The sequence below is a fragment of the Actinomadura fibrosa genome (assembly GCF_900659615.1).
Lineage (GTDB): Bacteria > Actinomycetota > Actinomycetes > Streptosporangiales > Streptosporangiaceae > Spirillospora > Spirillospora fibrosa.
Genome location: NZ_CAACUY010000013.1, coordinates 31,026 through 49,155, shown reverse-complemented (window position 1 = coordinate 49,155; position 18,130 = coordinate 31,026). Strand labels below are relative to the sequence as shown.

Below are 18,130 nucleotides of genomic sequence, written 5' to 3'. Positions count from 1 at the left end.
GCTCCCCTCGCACGCCGACCCCAACGAACTGAGCGACCATACCTGCAGCGGGCAGCCGTTCGCCTAGCGTCGTGGCCTGCTCGCCCGCCCCCACCTCCCGCGCTCCGTTCAGCAACTGCGCCACGGCAAACAGGTCGTCGAGGGTCGACGTGCGCGGCGGCGCGCGCGGCCAGCGCGGTGGGTCTGCTCGTCCGCCCCACCTCCCGCAACCCCTCAGCAACTCGACCACGGCATCCGGGTCGGCGAAGCCGACGGAGCGGGGGTCGGTCGGGTGCAGTGGGTACAGGTGGGACACCAGCTTGGTGGGGCGGCACGGTGTCCGTGTGCGGTGGCGTTTCGCCACAGTTGGGCGGCGTGCCGGTACAGGCCGCGGTTCCGAGCGGCCTCGCCGAAAGTGTTGAGGTCGGTGGAGTGGGCGTGTGTGGCGGCAGCGGTCCAGAAGCTGTCCGGAGGAAAATGGTCGGTGCGGTGGGGTTGGCGTGTTGCAGGAGGCAGTCGGCGAGGCGGTAGCCGGTGACGGTGCCCATGCTCTGCCGTCGTTGGCCGGGCTGAGCGCGGCGACCGCACCGCGCAGCCGCTGGGTGCTGTAGGCCAGAGCCATCTCGAACCAGTTGATCGGCGCCTGGGCCCGCTTGGCCGGGCTGCAGCAGCCGGGTGCCGCGCCCTGCAGCAGCGCCGCCGCAAGCAGCTCACGAGCGCCCAGGCGGTCGGCATCAATCGCGGCGGTCAGTACTGCACAGAGGTAGGGGCCGGCGTCATCCCACCGGTCGATCAACTGCGGCGCCGCGGCGATGGTCTGAGGAAAGCCGTGTCTTGCTGCCCCAACGCCGCGCGCAGCCGGGCGTCGCCGTCCTCAGCCAGGGTGTAGGCGCGCGGTCTCGGTGGCGGTGGGCCGGTCGGGCGGCCGCAGGACCTGCGCCGCCATCAACGCCTCGCGGTGCCGGAAGTAGGGATCCCGCCAGCGCTGCCGGAGGTGAAGACGTCGGGTGGAAGGAGCCGGTAGCGGTCGTGGTAGGCGGGCCACAGCGTGGGACCAGCACGCAGTGCTGGCCGCGATCACCTTTGTGGCCACCACCGGCGGCACCTGGCAGCAACTGCCGCCGGCGTTCGGCCCGTCCGGCCCTACCGCTTCACCGAGTGGAGTGTGGCGCGGGTCTGGGCCAAGCTGCACCGCCTGGTGGTGGACGAGTTGGGTGCGCGCGGGGAGCTGGACTGGTCGCGGTGCGCGATCGACTCGGTCAGCAAGGATGGCTTGGACGATGGCGGTGAGGCGGCTGGATGAGTGGCGAGCCTTCCGCAACATGTGCGAGCTCTTGAGGATGGCGGCGCCGCGCTTGCCGAGCGCGCGGGCCCTGGCGTGGCGGTGGTCAACAGCTTCTTGTGCTTGCCGAGCTTGCGACCTCTCTTGCGTTCACAGGAGGTGCTGATCGCGCCTCCGGCACCGACGTAGCCTATGCCTGCGTAGCAGGCGGCCATCCGGGGCAAAAGTTGGGGCGTTCACCGGACTGGGAAGTTGCGGTCCGTGTGCCGATGACCTTGCGAAGACTTCAGTACCTAGTCACTCAGGGTGATGCCGCGAGAAGGCTTCGCGTGACCTCATTCGGAGCGGGAGAAGATGGATCTCCCAGATTCCTCCCACCAGGAGCCATGCACCCTCGCTACAGTGGCGAGGCAGCCGAGATCGCGACACCCACACGCTTGTCGGCCAGCCCGCTACCAGGTCAAAAGTGGGCAACGAGGGGCCGCCGCCGGGCTGCCGCGACAGGAGAGTGTATGCGTGACCTCTTAGGTAGGTCAGTGCAACTTCAAGAGGCCACTATCCGATGGATAGTGGCCTCTTCGGTGTGAACACGATCTTGCACCCCGTCCACACCGACGAAGCTCGCGTCTGCCCAGCTCAGAGGCGTAGGTTGTCCTCCACTGAGGGAACTTCGACGAAAATCGAGTCCTTTCCGATCTCCCAGTATTCACGCTTTCACCTCGCCCACCGGTCGTCACTAAGTGTAGTCATCGCCTTCTTGAGCGTGGCGCTCGGGTCCGTGCGGTCGGTGACCTCGTCGACAAGCCAGCTCCAACCTGCGCGCCCGGATGCGGGTGTTCTCTCCGCAGGATCAGCCACATACCGGCCGGGACCCGCCGACCGCCTCGGCGCCCCTGGCGCCATCGCGGACGTCACCGTCGGGTTCGATCGCCGGCGTCCGAACTGAGGCAGGGTTCTGCAGCCCAGCGGCGTGGACGGCGTCGCTGGTGGCCATCCCGATCGAGCACGACAGCCGCCAGCCCTACGCGGCGACACAGCCGACGAACTCGTGCGTGCCGCCGGCGGTGTCGGTGCAGATCACGGTCTGGCGGCCGCATCGGTAGCGGCGCGGCAACTGGGCCGCCTGTGAGGTTGCAGCCCAGTTTCTTGACGTCCATGTGATCCAGATTGCCGGGGAGGTCGTGTTCGCAGCAGATAACCCGGCCCTCCGCTGGGTGAGTCAAGACCTCCCCGGAACCGGTGACGCGGAGTGGCGTTGACAAGGGCGTAGCCATTTGTGGACAAACAATATATTCACACTCTCAAGCAGTAGCGGCGCCACCAAGAACATGATAAACAATCGAAAGTCGTCCATAAGGTCTCTTGTGACACAACTAGGGGGTGACGGTTTGTCACATTGGGTTCGAGGGCATTTTCGAGGTGGACATTGGGTGAAAGGACACTGGAGGAATGATCGAGGTTCTCGCTCCAGCGGGAACTCTGGCCTGAATGGTGACGACGGAATAGGGGCAGGTGGAGTCGTTGCCATCTGCGGCCTCATCGTAACGCTGGGCGCAGCTGGCGTGCTGGGTGTCAACATTTTTGACACAGGAACACCTGAACCGGCTCGACCGAAAGCACCTGTAGATGCTCTCTCGAAAGAGGCTCAGGGCGGGTTCAGGCGAGCCGATGCCGCCCTCAAGAATAATCACTTCGAGACAGATCTATCAACAAGATTCGATACTGACTGCGTCCGGTATTCCGAGGGGCAATTGCGCACCTATCTGCAAGCGAATCCATGCAGACACATGGCGCGAGCCTTTATGAGAGTCGGCAAGATGAATAAAGACCTCGCGCGCTTGTCGCCCTCTCGTGGCTCGAGATGCCCAACGCTGAGACGGCCTCGGAATGCAAGCACATAATCGACGCAGATCTTGGTAAGCTGGTCGAACTTTCACGCGAGACGAGACTGTATCGGAACATAAGCTACGAAAATCGCTCCTTTGCGACCGGAAGCAAGGGCGCCTACATCTGGAATGTCGAGGTCACGGCGCAATCGGCAGCCGTATCAGATTCCACAATGAACGAGATACTCGCTATCTCGCGGCAGTGACGGAATGACCGAAGGCAGATTGAGACGACATCGAGGATGGTCAGCGACCGGTCATCTCTGGGGCCGGACCACACCATCGCCAGCATCACACACGCACGCCGAATCCAGCGCCAATGCCGCATCGACCATTCGCGGATGACGCCGCCACACCCATGTTCCTCACCGCAAGCTCCGTCAAACACACCACGGTAAGGCTCCGACCTGTGTGTTCCGTCAGCCACCCGCGTCATCTCCGGCTACGGCGAGCGCGGTACGAAGGCGGATCGCCCGTGCGTGGCACGCCACCGCCTACGCTCGGCGCAGGCGCGCTCGGATGTCGTCCCGGCGGATCTTGCCCACCGGCGTCTTCGGGATGGCGTCCCACACCTCGACGCGTCGAGGGATCTTGTGTTTGGCCAGCCGATCGGCCAGGAAGGAGCGCAGTTCCTCAGTAGTTACCGACCCTCCTGGTCTCGGGACGACGATCGCGGTCACGAGTTCGCCCCAGAGCGAGTCGGGGAAGCCCACCACGGTGGCTTCCGAGACCGAGGGGTGCCGCAGCACCGCCTGCTCGACCTCGACCGGGTCGACGTTCTCCCCTCCCGTGATGATGACGTCCTTGCTGCGTCCCGCGATCACCAGGTCGCCGTCGGCGTCGAAGTAGCCACGGTCACCGGTCCACAGGCCGTCGGGCCGGAAGGTGTCTCGTGTCGCCTCGGGTCTGTTCCAGTAGCCCGCCGCGACGTGCGGTCCGGTGACGACGATCTCTCCGATCGTGCCCGGCGGTGCCGTCGCACCGGTGTCGTCGACGACGCGCACGTCGGTCAGGGGCGCCGGCGCTCCGGACGAGGACGCCTTGCGAGCCACATCGTCCGGGCGCCGGAAGGTGACGGAGGGGCCGGCCTCGCTGAGGCCGAAGCTGGCGATGACCGGTACCCCCATGGCGGACCAGCGGGACGCGAGCTCGGGAGGCAGTGGCGCGCCGCCGCTCAGCACCCAGCGCAACGTGCGCAATCTGGTCTCGTCGAAGCCGGGAGAGTTCTCCATCAGCGCCAGCATGGTCGGTACGGCGAAAGCCGCCGTCACCTGGAAGGTCTCGATCGCGTCGAGGCATGCCGAGGCGTCGAACTTCTCTTGCAGGACCAGTGTGCCGCCCTTGTAGAGGGTGTTGGTGGCGATCGTGTTCAGCGCCGCGGTATGGGACAGCGGTGTGTTGACCAAGGCGACGTCGTCGGAGGTGATGTCCAGGCCGAGGAGGGTGTTGTAGCTGTTCCAGTGCAGGGCCCGGTGGCTGAGCGCCACGCCCTTCGGCCTGCCGGACGTGCCCGAGGTGTAACAGATGACCGCTATGTCGTCGGGCTCCACCTCGACGGGACCGTCCTCGGCGGGCGCCGTGCAGGCGCCGGCCGTCCAGGCGCCGAGCTCGATCACCGGGGGCAGGCCCGCGTACTCCCCCGAGCGGACGGCCTTGGCCTGCGATCCGGCACAGATCAGCACGGGTTCCACATCGGCCAGGACGAATTCCAGCTCGTCGTTCGTCGATGCGGGACTGATCGGTACGAACGCGGCACCGATGCGCGAGCAGGCGTAGGCCGCGACGAGCACCTCGGCGCGGTTCTCGCTCACGCACAGCACCCGGTCGCCCCGGCGGGCACCCGTGGCGCGCAGGGTGCCCGACATCCGCCGGATCCGCTCCCCGAGCTCCGCGTAGGTGATCGACGCGCCGTTCCCGATGATCGCGATCCGGTCCGGTTGCCGGCGGGCCCGGCGCTCGACCAGCTCGCCATACCTCAGACCCCACATGTCCATGACCTTGAGGTTCCCATCAGATCGGGTAGTGCCGGCCGCCGGACTGGATGGTGATCCAGCGGAGCTCGGTGAACTCCTCCAGGGCGGCGCGCGAACCGAACCTCCCGAACCCGCTGTCTCCCACTCCGCCGAACGGCATCTGGGGCTCGTCGTGCACGGTCGCGCCATTGATGTGGCAGATGCCGGCCCTGATGCGCTTGGCGAGGTCCAGGGCGTGTCCCACGTCCGTGCTGAAGATGGCGCTCGACAGCCCGTACCGGGTGTCGTTGGCGATCTCGACGGCCCTGTCCTCGGAGTCGGCCTCGATGATCGAGGCGACCGGGCCGAAGGACTCCTCCTGGTAGATGCGCATCTGTGGGGTCACGCCTCGCAGCACGGTCGGCTGGAAGAACAGGCCGTCGCGGCCGCCGCCGGTGAGGACCTCGGCGCCGTGGGCGACCGCGTCCTCGATCAGCGACTCGACGTGGGCGCAGGCCTGCTCGTGCACCATCGGCCCGATCTCGGTCTTGGGGTCGGCCGCGTCCCCCACGGTGAGGGACGCCGCCCGCTCGGCCAGTTTCCGCGAGAACTCGTCGATCACCTCGCCGGCGACGACGAGCCGTTCGGTCGACATGCAGATCTGGCCCTGGTTCATGAACGCGCCGAAGACGGCCGCGTCGACCGCGTCGTCGACCGAAGCGTCGCGGAGCACCAGCAGGGGCGCCTTGCCGCCGAGTTCCAGCACCACCCGCTTGAGGTGCCGGCCGGCCAGTTCCCCGATAGTCCGGCCGACCTTGGTGGAGCCGGTGAAGTTGATCCGGCGGACGAGCGGGTGGGCGATGAGCCGCTCGACGACGGAGGGGGCGTCGGCGGCGTCGTTGGTGATCAGGTTGACGGCGCCGGCGGGCAGGCCGGCGTCGGCGAGCGCCCGGGCGATCTCGGCCTGGGTGCCGGGGGTCTGCTCGGACGCCTTGAGGACGACGGTGTTGCCGTAGGCGAGTGGCATCGCCACGGCGCGGACGCCGAGGATGAGCGGGGCGTTCCAGGGCGCGATGCCCACCGTGACGCCGGCCGGCTGCCGTACTCCCAGGGCCGTCAGGCCGGGGACGTCGGAGGGGATGACCTCGCCCACCGTCGAGTACGTCTGCGCCGCGGCCTCGCGGAGCATACCCACGGCGACGTGCACGTTGAAGTGGCACCATCCGGCCGCCGCGCCCATCTCGCGGGACATCAGCGCGGTGATGTCCTCGCTGCGCTCGGACAGGATTCGCGCGGCCTTCTCCAGGAGGTCGCGCCGCCGTCCGGGGCTGGTGGACGCCCATTCGTCCGCGGCGGCCGCGGCCGCCGTGACGGCCCGGTCGACGTCGTCGAGGCCGGCCGCGGCCACCTCGGCGATCGGCGCACCGGTGCTCCCGGCCGTGGTGGTGATCGTCCGGCCGGTGCCGGCGGGTCCCCATGCGCCGTCGATGAGAAGCTGGACGCGGCGGAGGTCGTCGCTCATGTCGTGAGTCTCCTGTTCGGTCGCCGCTAGTTGCTGTTGATTCCGAGGCCCGGGCGGTACGACTTGTCGTCGAGGAACCCCTGCATGCCGGTGGTGCGTGCTTGCTCGTCGTAGAGGATCGCCTGATCGTGCTTGGCGTACAGGAAGTCCTCGGCGGCCTCCCACGACATCAGCCGCGAGTGCCGGAAGCCCAGCTTCGCGCCCCGTACCACCCATTGGCTGAGGCTGCTGAGCTTGTTCGCCAGTTCGATGGTCCGTGCGCGCAGCTCGTCCGCCGGCACTGCTTCGTTGACCAGCCGCATGCGCGCGGCGTCGCGGCCGTCGAACGGTTCTCCGGTCATGATGTGGTACATGGCGTCGCGCGTGGGGATCACCTCGGCCAAGGCCCGGGTGACGAGGTTTCCGGGAGTGACGCCCCAGTTCACCTCGGACAGCCCGAACTTGGCGTCCTCGGCGGCGATCGCCAGGTCACATGACACGAGCGGGACGAACGCTCCGCCGAAACACCAGCCGTTGACCATGGCGATGGTCGGCTTGGGGTAGTTGATGAGCTTGTGGTGCTGCCAGTCGGTTCCCTGACGGCGGACCCGGTTCTGCACCCAGCGCGGCTTGCCGTCCGTCTCGCGGAAGTACTCCTTGAGGTCCATGCCGGCCGACCAGGCACTGCCTGCGCCGGTCAGGACGACGACCTTCACGCGGTCGTCCCCTTCGAGGGCGTCGAGCACCTCGTACATCTCGACGTTCAGCGCGGGATTCATGGCGTTGCGCTTGTCCGGCCGGTTGAAGTAAACCCAGCCGATGCCGTTGTCATCGCACTCGACCCGGACGGTGTCACCGCCCGGCAGGTCCTTCTCGGTGGACGTGGGTTCGTTGCTCATGGTGGACCCTGTCTTCTGTCAGCGGCGGCCGAAGGCCGCGGTGAGGTCGGTGGACTCCAGCGTCGAGCCGAGCAGCTGGAAGGTGGCGAGCGTGGCCTCGTGGGCGCCGGCGTCGGCCGCGGCGCAGGCGTCGGCCAGCAGGACGGTCCGGTAGCCCAGTCCGACCGCGTCACGGGCGGTGCCCTCGACGGTCACGTTGGTCGCCACGCCTGTCACGAGGACGGTGGTGATCCCGCGGGCGCGCAGGATCAGGTCGAGTTCGGTGCCGTGGAAGGCGGAGATGCGCGCGTGGGTGACGACCGGATCGTCCGGCGCGGGAGACAGTTCCGGGATGATCTCCGCTCCGGGCGTTCCGTCCTGGAGGCACTTGACCGCGGCGACCTGCTCGTAGAGTGCGCAGTTCTGGATCAGGTCGGTATAGCCGGGACGGAAGGCGGCCCGGGCGTACACGACGAGCGCCTCGTGCCGCCGCGCGGTCCGTGTCGCGGACGCGGCGCGCTCGACGGCTCCGCGCGCCTCGACTTCGGCGGCGAAGAACGGGCCGAAGGCACCGCTTGGCGTGACGATGTCCCGCTGCCAGTGGACATTGATCAGCGCGGTCGTCGCCGGGTCGAGTGAAGGCGGCGCCGGAGAGGGATCGGTCATTGGATGCTCCGTGCTGGTAGGGGAAGGCGAGGAGTCGGCTAGAGCGCCGATGCGGGGAGTTCGGTGAACGTGGACGTCGCATGGCGGGCGCCGACCAGTGCCGCGGAGATCCCCGGCAGGACGTTCCGGACGAACCATCTGCCGCTGGCGATCTTGCCGAGGTAGAAGTCCCGGTCCCCGGCGGAGGCTCCGGCGAGGGCGGTGTCCGCGGTGACGCAGCCGCGCAGTGACAGCCAGCCGATGACGAGGTCGCCCAGGCACAGCAGCAGGCGGGTGCAGTCCTGTGCCGCGACGGCCCGGCCGTCCGGCCCGTCGGCGTTCCACCGGGACACCACGACCGCGGCGAGTTCGCCGAAGTCCGCCAGGGCCGTGCGCAGCAGTGCGCTTTCGGCCTCAAAGCCGGTGACGTCGTCCGCCGCGGTCGCCGCGATCTCGCCGAGGAGCTCGTCGAGCGCCGCCCGCCCGTCCCGGACGATCTTGCGGCCGACCAGGTCCAGGCCCTGGATGCCGGTCGTGCCCTCGTAGAGGGTGTCGACCTTCGTGTCCCGGACGTACTGCTCGATCGGGTAGTCCTTCAGGTATCCGGACCCTCCGAAGACCTGGAGTGACTCCTGCCCGAGCAGCCGCCAGGCGGTCTCGGAGCAGTACCCCTTGATGACGGGCAGCAGCAGTTGGTGCCGGGCGTCCGCGGCGGCGTCGGGAAGTCCGGCGTGCTGGGAGGCCAGCACCCTGTCCTGCTGCGAGGCGGCGTAGAGGATCAGCGCGCGCATGCCTTCGGCGTGCGCCTTCTGGCTCAGCAGGGAACGGCGGACGTCGGGGTGCTCCACGATCGCGACGGGCTCCGGCGACCGGCCGCGGCCGATCGGGGCGCCCTGCACCCGCGTCCTCGCGTAGTCCAGCGCGTTCAGATAGCCGGTCGACAGGGTCGCCATGGCCTTCACGCCGACGAGCATGCGGACGTGCTTGATGATCTCGAACATCTGCGCGATTCCGGCGTGCCGGTCGCCGAGGAGCCGGCCGACCGCCGGAGCCCCGTCCCCGAACGTGACCTCGCACGTGGGATTCACTCCGAGGCCCAGCTTGCGTTCCAGGCCCGTGACGTTGACGCCGTTCCGCCCGAGGCACTCCCCCGTGGCGGGATCGACGTGGAACTTCGGCACGACGAACAGCGAGAGGCCGCGCGTGCCCGGCCCGCCCGCCCCTTCGACGCCGACGGGGCGCGCCAGGACGAGGTGGACGATGTTGTCGCTGAGGTCGTGGTCACCGTAGGTGATGAAGCGCTTGACGCCCTCCAGGTGCCAGGAGCCGTCGGCCTGGAGGTGAGCGCGCGTCCTGGCGGCGCCCACGTCCGAGCCGGCGTCCGGCTCGGTGAGCACCATGGTCACCATCCACCGCTTGTCCTGGATCAGCCGGGCGAGGTGCTGCTGGTCCTCCGTGCCGTGCGTCAGAAGCAGTTGGACGACCTGAGGCACGACGTTGATCCCCATGGGGATCGGCGGGTTGGCTCCGAGCATCAGCTCCGTCACGCACCACCGCAACGACGGGGGCACGGCCTGCCCGTCCTCGGCGGGAGGGAATTCGAGGTCGAGCCAGTCGGAGGCCAGGTAGTCGAGGGCTGCCTCGCGGAACGCCTTCGGGAGCCGTACCGCATGCGTCTCGGGGTCGAAGGCGAGCGGCTCGCGGTCGACGTCGCTGAAGGTCGGTGCGAGCGTGGCGGTCGCGTACCGCTCGGCCTCCGCGAGGACCTCGCGCGCTGCCGAGCGGTCCATCTCACCGAAGGGTGCACGGCCGTAGCGCTGGTGCGTTTCGAGCAGCTCGAACAGGACGAACTCCATGTCCCGGAGATTGCTGCGGTAGTGACTGTTCACGACTCTTGCCACTTCCTGTGTATCAGGGACCTTGATACGCAAGGATTATCAAGGTCCCTGATAACCTGTCAACCATGGACGGTTCTGACGCGACCCGCCGGGGCGGGCACCCTCGCACGACCTACCTGGTCAAACGCCTGGAGCTCGCCGTACGCGCCCATCTGGACCAGGCGATCGGCGAGCTCGGCCTCACCACGCCGCAGTACGCCGCGCTCAGCGCGCTGCCGGCGAAGCCGGGCGTGTCCTCGGCGGACCTCGCCCGCCTGTCCTTCGTCTCGCCGCAGGCGATGAACGAGATGGTCGGGATCCTCGAACGAAAGGGGCTCATCCGGCGCGAGGCATCGCCCCGGCACAGAAGGCGTCTCGGGATCTTCCTGACGGAGCACGGCCAGGAGTGCCTGCGCCAATGCGAGGAGCGGGCCGACCAGGTCGAGGAGGTACTCTTCGCCGCGCTGAGCGCGCAGGAGCGCCAGACTCTCGACCGGTTGCTACGCAGATGCTGCGACACGCTCGACCGGAGAATCCGCGAGACGCCGGCCTGACGGCCGGCCGGGACACGTCCGGCCCCATCGGCGCATCCCGGCCGGGGCGGGCTCAGTACGCGGTCGGCTTGATGATGAAGTTGCTGAAACCGCCCTGCCGATCCGCCACCCCGGAGATCGCGTCGTTCACCTTCTCCAGCGGATAGACGACGTTCTCGAACACCGACAGGTCGAGCAGCCCGCGGTCGGCGAGCTCGGCCATCTGCTGGCCCTCCCCCGCCGTGAACCAGACCGACCCCCGGAAGGTCAACTGCTGGTCCATCATGTGGTGCACGTCGAAGGGCACCATGCCCGCGGTCGCGCCGATGTTGACCGCCCGTCCGCCGCGCCGCAGCGAGGCCATGCCCTGCATCAGGCCTTCGTGGGGTGCTCCGGGCCCGAGCGCGTCGATGTAGACGTCGACGCCGCGGCCGGTCACCGACCGGGCCCACGTGTCGACAGGGCCGTCGAGCAGTGAATGCGTCTCGATGCGGGACGGCGCGAGTGCCTTCACTCTCGCGAGCAGTTCCCGGTTGCGGCCCGTCCCGAGGATCCGCGGAGCCCCCTTCGCCAGCGCAAGGAGGGCGATTCCCAAACCCAGCGTGCCGGAGATGCCGTTGATGAGGACGGTCGTATCCGTCCCCACTCCCGCCTTCCGGAGCCCTGAGTAGCCGGTCCCCAGGTAACCGAAGCGGGCCCCGTGCTCGAAGCTGATCGACTCCGGCAGGCGGACCAGGCTGTACTCGGGCGCCAGCATGTACTCGGCCAAACCGCCGTAGGGGTAGCGCCGCAGCATCCGCGACGCGGTGGCGGTGAACCCGAAGTAGCCCGCGAAGGCATAGCTCTCGCAGTCGATGTGCTCGCCTCGGCGGCACGCGTCGCATCCTCCGCAGTACCGGCCCGGATTGACGTAGACGCGGTCGCCCACCCCGAAGTCGTGCACGTCCTCGCCGACTTCCACCACGACGCCCGCCGGGTCCAGCCCGAAGATGGCGGGCAGCTCCGGCAGCGGGTTCTGCGGGAACCAGGTCGTCCAGTTGGCCAGGATGTTGGCGAGGTTGGGCACGATGTTGCACGCCTCGACCCGGACCACGACGTCCGACCCCGCGGCGGTCGGCTTCGGCACCTGCTCAAGGACCATCGGCTCGCCCACGTGGTGCATGCGAGCGGCTCTCATCATTGCGGACACGACTCCCCCTTCACTGCCCTCGAAGGCCGAGGCGTCTCGCCCCGTACCCGGCTCGGTCCCGCGACTATGCGCAAGCCGTGGCGGTTCCGACAGCGCCGATCCGCCCAGTGGAAAACTTCCGGTCTTCCGCTGTGACGAAGGTCTTGATATCAAGGACCTTGATAGTAGCCGGTGGACGGAGGTGTCCCATGTCGGGCAACAACGGGGTTCCTGGACGGACCGTCGTCACGAAGGCGACCATGATCCTCAATGCCTTCGCCGGTGACCGCGCGGCGATGTCGCTGTCGGACCTGGCGCGCGCGACCGGCCTGCCGGTGAGCACCGTGCACAGGCTGGCCAGCGAGCTCGTGGCCTGGGGCGGTCTGGAGCGCACCGATGCCGGCGGCTACGCCGTCGGCATCCGGCTGTGGGAGATCGCCGCCAGGTCACGGCGGAGCCATGGGCTGCGCGAGACTGCCATGCCGTTCCTCCAGGGGCTCTTCGACCTCACCCGCCAGCACGTCCAGCTCGCCGTCGTCGAGGGCACCGACGCGCTGCTCATCGAGAAGATCTCCGCGGCCCAGGCCGTCCACACGATCGGCCGGGCCGGAGGACGGCTGCCGCTGCACGCGAGCGCGGTGGGCAAGGCGCTCCTGGCCTGGTCGCCGACCGACGTCCAGTCGCGGCTGCTCGGGTCTCCGCTCGCCTCCTACACGCCGTCCACGATCGTCTCCAGATCGGCTCTGCGGCGGGAGCTGGCGGAGACCCGGCGCCGGGGCTTCGCCATCGCCGACGAGGAGATGAGCCTCGGCGCCGTCTCCTGCGCCGCCCCCGTCCTCGTCGGCGGGCCCGAAGCGATCGCCGCCGTGTCCGTGGTCACGCCGGCTGGGGAGACCGTCCCGCAGAAATGGAGCCATGCGGTCATGGCCGCCGCCTTCGGGATCGCCCGCGCCTACACCCAGCATCGGCCTCAACCACCCCTCAGCGCCCGGCTGACCGGACGCGGCACTTTCCCACTGGACGGAACGGCGGTGGCGGAGACCGCGGGCCGGTAAGAAAAGTGAACCTCGGCGAACGTTCAGCAGACCAGCCGAGGAGGAACGATGGGCGCCACGCCCGACACGGGCTCGCCGGATCTCCCTCCGGCATCCGCCGGCAAGGAGAAGCACGACGGCAGACGATTGTTCACTGAGGCCGGATCGGCGGACGCGGTGGCCGCGAGCATCGGCCCGGCGACCGATCCCCGGCTTCGTCAGATCCTCACGTCGCTCGTGACCCACCTTCACGATTTCGTGAAGGAGACCGAGCTGACGGAGCGAGAATGGGAAGCGGGCATCGAGTTCCTGACCGCCACCGGGCAAAAGTGCGACGACCTGCGGCAGGAGTTCATTCTCCTCTCCGACGTCCTCGGGGTCTCGATGCTGGTCGAGACGATCAACCATCGCGCGGTGCGCGAGGCGACCGAGCAGACGGTGCTCGGCCCCTTCCACGTCGTCGCCTCACCCCGGCGGGCTCTGGGCGACACCATCGACCTCACCGGCAAAGGCGAGCCCTGCCTGGTTACTGGGACGGTGCGGAACGCCGACGGGCGGCCGGTGCCGAACGCCTCCATTGACGTCTGGCAAGCCGACGCCGAAGGCTTCTACGATGTGCAGAAGCCGGACGAGATACCCGCGCGGAACCTGCGGGGCCTCTTCACGGCGGACGACCAGGGCGCATTCTGGTTCCGGACCATCGTCCCCCGTTACTACCCGATCCCCGACGACGGCCCGGTCGGTGCCCTGCTCTCGGCGACCGGACGGCATCCCAATCGGCCGGCGCACATCCACTTCATCGTTCAGGCGGCGGGCTACGAGACCGTCACCACCCACATCTTCAAGAATGACGATCCCTATCTCGACTCGGACGTGGTGTTCGGAGTCAAGGAGTCCCTGATCCGAGACTTCGAGATCGTCGACGATCCCGATCGCGCGCATGCGCACGGAATGCCGAACCCCTTCCGCGAGGTGCGCTTCGACTGTGTCCTGCGAACCGCACAGCAGTCCGCCGCACCAGGAGACGAGGCGTGATCGCCGGCTTCGCCTATGAGGCGCTCCCGATGCGCGTGCGCTTCGCGTCCGGCTCCCTGCACGAGATCGCGCAGGAGATGGACCACCTGAGGATCGACAGGGCCCTGATCCTGGCCACGCCCGAGCAGCGCGAACTCGCCGACGACGTGGCGGCATCGCTGGGCGACCGCGCGGCGGGCGTCTTCGCGGAGGCCCGGATGCACGTCCCCGTCGACGTCGCCCGGCGCGCCGGCGAGACCGCGCGGCGTCTCCGGGCGAGCGGGTGCATCGCCGTCGGCGGCGGCTCGACGATCGGACTGGGGAAGGCCGTCGCCCTGGACTCCGGACTGCCGATCATCGCCGTCCCCACGACCTACGCGGGATCGGAGATGACCCCGATATGGGGGCTGACCGAGGACGGCGCGAAGCGGACCGGGCGTGATCGCAAGGTCCTCCCGGCATCGGTCGTGTACGACCCGGACCTGACGACCACCCTGCCCGTCGGCCTGTCCGTGACGAGCGGGGTGAACGCCATGGCGCACGCCGTCGAGGCGCTCTACGCACCTGACGCCTCCCCGCTCGTCTCGCTCATGGCCGCGGAGGGCGTACGGGCCCTGGCCGCGTCGATCCCCGGAATCATCGCGGACCCCGCCGCCGGCGAGGCGCGCAAGGGGGCGCTGTACGGCGCCTGGTTGTGCGGAGCATGCCTTGGCGCGACGACGATGTCGCTCCACCACAAGATCTGTCACGTCCTGGGTGGAACACTCGATCTGCCGCACGCCCCGAGCCACACCGTCGTCCTTCCGCACGTGCTGGCCTACAACCAGCCGAACGCCCCGCAGGCCCGGGCCGCCTTGGCAGGCGCGCTCGGCGGCGACGACCCGGCTGGGCGGCTCTGGGAGCTGATCCGCGGTTGGGGAGCGCCCGTCTCGCTTCGTGAGCTCGGCATGAAGGAAACCGACATCACCATCGTCATGGCCCAGGTCCTCGCCCAGCCCTATGCGAATCCGCGGCCCGTCACCCGGGACGGGCTGACCGCCCTGCTGACCCGGGCGTGGTCGGGCGAGCCGCCGGCCGCTGGCTGACCTCCGAACCTCAAGGCAGAAGGGCATCATGGACGCTGTCGTCATCGGTGCAGGCATCGGCGGTCTGGCGACCGCCGCCTTCCTTCAGAGGAGTGGGATCCATGCCCACGTGTACGAGCAGGCGCCGGCGCTGCGGCCGCTGGGAGCCGGCATCGTCCTGGCTCCCAACGCCATCCGGCTCCTGCGCCGGCTCGGCCTCATGGAGGCCCTCGAACGATGCGCGCTGAGAGTACGCACCGGCTGGGAGTTCAGACGCTGGCAGAACGGCGAGGTACTGCTCTCACAGGACATGTCGCAGTGCGAGCAGCTCTACGGCGAGGCCGCATGGCTCGTCCACCGAGCCGACCTCCTGGACGTCCTGCTGAGCTCCGTGGCACCCGAGACGATTCACCTGGACCACCGCTGCGTCGCCCTTGAACAGAGTGCCTCCGATGCTTCCGTGACCTTCGCCAACGGAGCGTCGGTGAGAGCCGACCTACTGATCGGCGCGGACGGTATCCACTCCGCTGTACGGCACCATCTCGTGGGCGAACTCGCCGCACGCGACTCCGGACTGTGCGCCTGGCGGGCGATGATTCCCAGCGAACAGCTCCCGGAACGGTACGCGGAACCGACGCAGACCCTGTGGCTCGGCCCCGGCCGTCACCTGGTGCACTACCCGGTCTCCGCGGGCCGCGCGATCAACATCGTGGCGTTCACCCCCGCCGCGCCAGGAGAAACCGTCGAATCCTGGACAGCGGTCGGTGATCCTTCGGACTTCCGGCGGGAATTCGCCGGCTGGGCCCCCATGGTCGACGAGCTTCTCGACACGGTGACGCAAGTCGGCCGGTGGGCGGTGCTGGACCGGACACCGATCCACCGGTACGTCCACGGCCGCATCGCCCTGCTCGGCGACGCGGCCCATCCGATGCTGCCCTTCTTCGCCCAGGGCGCGGGCCAGGCGATCGAGGACGCCGCCGCCTTGGCTTCGAGCATCGAAGAGGCCGGTGACCTCACACAAGCGCTGAGCGCCTACGAACGCGTCCGAGTGCCCCGCACCATCCAAGTCCAGGAGGCCAGCCACGACCGGGCGACCGTCAACCACTACCCCGACGGTCCCGAGCAGCGAGCCCGCGACCTGTCCTTCGCCGGCCAAGATCCCCTGAAGCACAGCGATTGGCTCTACGGCTACGACGCGCAGGCCGAAGCCCGCAAGGCCGTACACGCATGACCGCGATCACCCATCAGCCACCGGAGCTGCCCGGGCGGCCGTGGACATCCGGTACCGCGACGTGCCCGAGGGCCTGTTCCTCCAGTCCGACTCCGGCATCGTCACCAAGATGGGCCTGTAGGTCATGCTGCGGCCCGACGTCTGCGTGATCCGCGTTGAGGCCGACGAGCACCTGCCCGGTCTCATCCGCGGCACCACCCGAGTCGACGCCGCACGCGGGACCGACCGCGACGGACGTATCAACCCCTCGCCCGCGCTGAAGGAGGGGGCGCCGGTCTGCGTCATCGAGGTCGCCGACGAAGACCCCGGCCTTTCCGCGGACAAGGCCGCCCACGTGTTCGAGCGCTTCTACCGCGCCGACCCGTCCCGGTCCCGCGACCACGGCGGCAGCGGCCTCGGCCTGGCCATCGCCGCCGCCATCGCCGCCAACCACCGCGGACGCCTTGAGCTGGACACAGGTCCCGGAAAGGGCTGCACGTTCCGCCTCGTCCTCCCCCACACCCCGCAGGACACCTGACCAGAGGCCAGGGCAGGCGCCGCCGCGGCACTCGACGGGTCACGCAGTGTCAGGACGCGCCGGGGAGGACGGCCGACCAGCCTCCGTCGACGACGAGGTTGGCGCCCGTGACATAGGAGGCCTCGTCGCTGAGCAGGAACAGCGCGCATCTCGCGACCTCGTCGGGGTCGCCTATACGTCCGAGGGGGATGTGCCGGGAGATCGCGCGCATGGGGTGGTCGGCGGCAAGCAGGGTCCCCTCACTTGCCGGGGTTTGGATCATGCCTGGGCTGACGCAGTTGACCCTGATGCCGTGAGCCGCGCCTTCGGCGGCGAGTTGCCTGGTCATGGCGACGATCCCGCCCTTGCCGGCGGTGTGGGCGATGCGGTGGTTGGTGACGGAGCCGGTGATGCCGGCGGTGGAGCCGATGAGCAGGACGCTGCCGCCGCCGCGGTCGATCAGGTGCGGCCAGGCGTGCTTGGTGGCGAGGAAGACGATGTCGAGCTCGTTGCGCAGGGTGAACGACCAGTCGGCGTAGCTGGTCTCGGTCAGGGGCGCGAACCGGGTGGCGGCGGCGTTGTTGTAGAGGATGTCGATGCCGCCGTGGTCGTGCGCCGCGGCATCGATCCACGCCCGGACCGCTGTCTCGTCGCCGAGGTCGAGCGGGTGTGTGCTGTCCATGCGGCCACCGGCTGCGCGCACCATCGCGACGGTGCCGGCCGCTCCGTCGGGATCGAGGTCGGTCCCGACCACGGTGGCGCCTTCGGCGGCGAACCGCAGGGCGGCGGCCCGCCCCTGTCCGCTCGCCGTCCCGGTGATGAGGGCGACCTTGCCCGCCAGCCGGTTCATCGGTCCTCCTGGAAGAGAGTGTCGCGGATGGATTTCACGCCGCCGTGGGAGGTCATACCTCCGTCGACGGCAATCTCCGTACCGGAGATGAACGAGGCGTCGTCGCTGAGCAGGAAGGCCACCAGCGGCGCGACCTCTGCCGCGGTGCCGGTGCGGCCCAGCGGTGTCTCGGCCACGTTGGCGGTGCGGAAGGCGGGAGCCGCCGAGGCGGTCATCGGTGTCTCGATGTAGCCCGGATGCACGGTGTTGACGCGGATGCCCCGTCCGCCCAGCTCCAGGCAGGCGACTTTCGCCAGGCCCCGCAGGGCCCATTTGCTGGCGGTGTAGGCGGCTGGGAAATGTCCGGTCAGCCCGGCGACGGACCCGACGCAGACGATCGAGGCCCCGGACGGCATGAGCGGAACGAGCGCTCGGATGCCGAGCAGGGCGCCGGTCACGTTGACATCCATGACCCGGGTCAGGTCGGCCGGGGCCAGATCCGCCAGCCGGGCCCGCCAGGTGATGCCGGCGTTGGCCACCAGCCCGTGAACCTGGCCGTACTCGGTGCTCAGGCCGTCGGCCAAGGCCGTCCACGCGGCCTCGTCGGTGACGTCCATCTGCCGGTATTCGATACCGGGCAGGTCCTCGATCGGGCTCTCGCCCACGTCCACGCCGATGACCTTCGCGCCCTCGGCGGTCAGCAGCCGGGCCTCGGCCGCGCCCTGCCCCTGTGCGGCGCCGGTGACCACGACGACCTTGCC

General features: G+C 68.9%; 14 protein-coding genes and 1 pseudogene. 7 read left to right on the top strand and 8 right to left on the bottom strand.

What is annotated here, in order from left to right; all coding sequences use genetic code 11:
- Positions 1–986: 986 nt before the first annotated feature.
- Positions 987–1,243 (top strand): annotated as a pseudogene (locus E1300_RS07800) (transposase); the annotation flags it as partial.
- 2,398 nt (positions 1,244–3,641) lie between these two features.
- Here the strand turns inward: E1300_RS07800 and E1300_RS07795 are convergent.
- The 5 genes from E1300_RS07795 to E1300_RS07775 are packed head-to-tail and all read right to left on the bottom strand — an operon-like array spanning position 3,642 to position 9,979.
- Complete coding sequence (locus tag E1300_RS07795; protein WP_131756192.1) at positions 3,642–5,141, bottom strand: class I adenylate-forming enzyme family protein; 1,500 nt, start codon at positions 5,139–5,141, stop codon at positions 3,642–3,644.
- Between the two features lie 16 nt (positions 5,142–5,157).
- Entirely contained in the window at positions 5,158–6,621 is a 1,464-nt protein-coding gene (locus E1300_RS07790; protein WP_131756191.1) for an aldehyde dehydrogenase, read from the bottom strand.
- 26 nt (positions 6,622–6,647) lie between these two features.
- Positions 6,648–7,499 carry a p-hydroxycinnamoyl CoA hydratase/lyase gene (locus E1300_RS07785; protein ID WP_131756190.1) on the bottom strand — a complete coding sequence of 284 codons (852 nt, stop codon included), beginning with the start codon at positions 7,497–7,499 and terminating at the stop codon, positions 6,648–6,650.
- Positions 7,500–7,517: 18 nt separating this feature from the next.
- Positions 7,518–8,144, bottom strand: a complete 627-nt coding sequence (locus tag E1300_RS07780) for a cysteine hydrolase family protein (protein WP_165502721.1) — start codon at positions 8,142–8,144, stop codon at positions 7,518–7,520.
- Between the two features lie 38 nt (positions 8,145–8,182).
- A complete protein-coding gene (locus E1300_RS07775) occupies positions 8,183–9,979 on the bottom strand; it encodes an acyl-CoA dehydrogenase family protein (RefSeq protein ID WP_131756188.1) in 1,797 nt (598 codons plus the stop codon).
- A 107-nt stretch (positions 9,980–10,086) separates the two neighbouring features.
- Between E1300_RS07775 and E1300_RS07770 the strand changes: the two genes are divergently transcribed.
- Positions 10,087–10,554 (top strand): MarR family winged helix-turn-helix transcriptional regulator, encoded by a 468-nt coding sequence (locus E1300_RS07770; RefSeq protein ID WP_131756187.1) that lies wholly within the window; start codon positions 10,087–10,089, stop codon positions 10,552–10,554.
- A gap of 52 nt (positions 10,555–10,606) precedes the next feature.
- Here E1300_RS07770 and E1300_RS07765 read toward each other — a convergent pair whose 3' ends face one another.
- Positions 10,607–11,686 (bottom strand): alcohol dehydrogenase catalytic domain-containing protein, encoded by a 1,080-nt coding sequence (locus E1300_RS07765; RefSeq protein WP_207399546.1) that lies wholly within the window; start codon positions 11,684–11,686, stop codon positions 10,607–10,609.
- 224 nt (positions 11,687–11,910) lie between these two features.
- Between E1300_RS07765 and E1300_RS07760 the strand changes: the two genes are divergently transcribed.
- The 5 genes from E1300_RS07760 (at position 11,911) to E1300_RS53335 (ending at position 16,561) form a co-directional block, all read left to right on the top strand.
- Positions 11,911–12,756, top strand: coding sequence for an IclR family transcriptional regulator (locus E1300_RS07760; protein ID WP_131756185.1), 846 nt, complete (start codon positions 11,911–11,913; stop codon positions 12,754–12,756).
- A gap of 48 nt (positions 12,757–12,804) precedes the next feature.
- On the top strand, positions 12,805–13,770 hold the full coding sequence (locus tag E1300_RS07755) for an intradiol ring-cleavage dioxygenase (protein ID WP_131756184.1): 966 nt from the start codon (positions 12,805–12,807) through the stop codon (positions 13,768–13,770).
- On the top strand, positions 13,767–14,834 hold the full coding sequence (locus tag E1300_RS07750) for a maleylacetate reductase (protein WP_242619004.1): 1,068 nt from the start codon (positions 13,767–13,769) through the stop codon (positions 14,832–14,834). The genes E1300_RS07755 and E1300_RS07750 overlap by 4 nt, the downstream gene beginning before the upstream one ends.
- 28 nt (positions 14,835–14,862) lie before the next feature.
- Complete coding sequence (locus E1300_RS07745; RefSeq protein WP_131756183.1) at positions 14,863–16,044, top strand: FAD-dependent monooxygenase; 1,182 nt, start codon at positions 14,863–14,865, stop codon at positions 16,042–16,044.
- Between the two features lie 124 nt (positions 16,045–16,168).
- Positions 16,169–16,561: an ATP-binding protein gene (locus E1300_RS53335; protein WP_131756182.1), complete on the top strand. Its 393-nt coding sequence runs from the start codon at positions 16,169–16,171 to the stop codon at positions 16,559–16,561.
- Between the two features lie 49 nt (positions 16,562–16,610).
- On the opposite strand, the gene E1300_RS07735 is transcribed toward E1300_RS53335, so the two are convergent.
- Positions 16,611–17,390 (bottom strand): SDR family NAD(P)-dependent oxidoreductase, encoded by a 780-nt coding sequence (locus E1300_RS07735; protein ID WP_131756181.1) that lies wholly within the window; start codon positions 17,388–17,390, stop codon positions 16,611–16,613.
- Entirely contained in the window at positions 17,387–18,118 is a 732-nt protein-coding gene (locus E1300_RS07730) for an SDR family NAD(P)-dependent oxidoreductase (RefSeq protein WP_207399545.1), read from the bottom strand. Before E1300_RS07730 ends, E1300_RS07735 begins: the two co-directional genes overlap by 4 nt.
- Positions 18,119–18,130 lie beyond the last annotated feature (12 nt).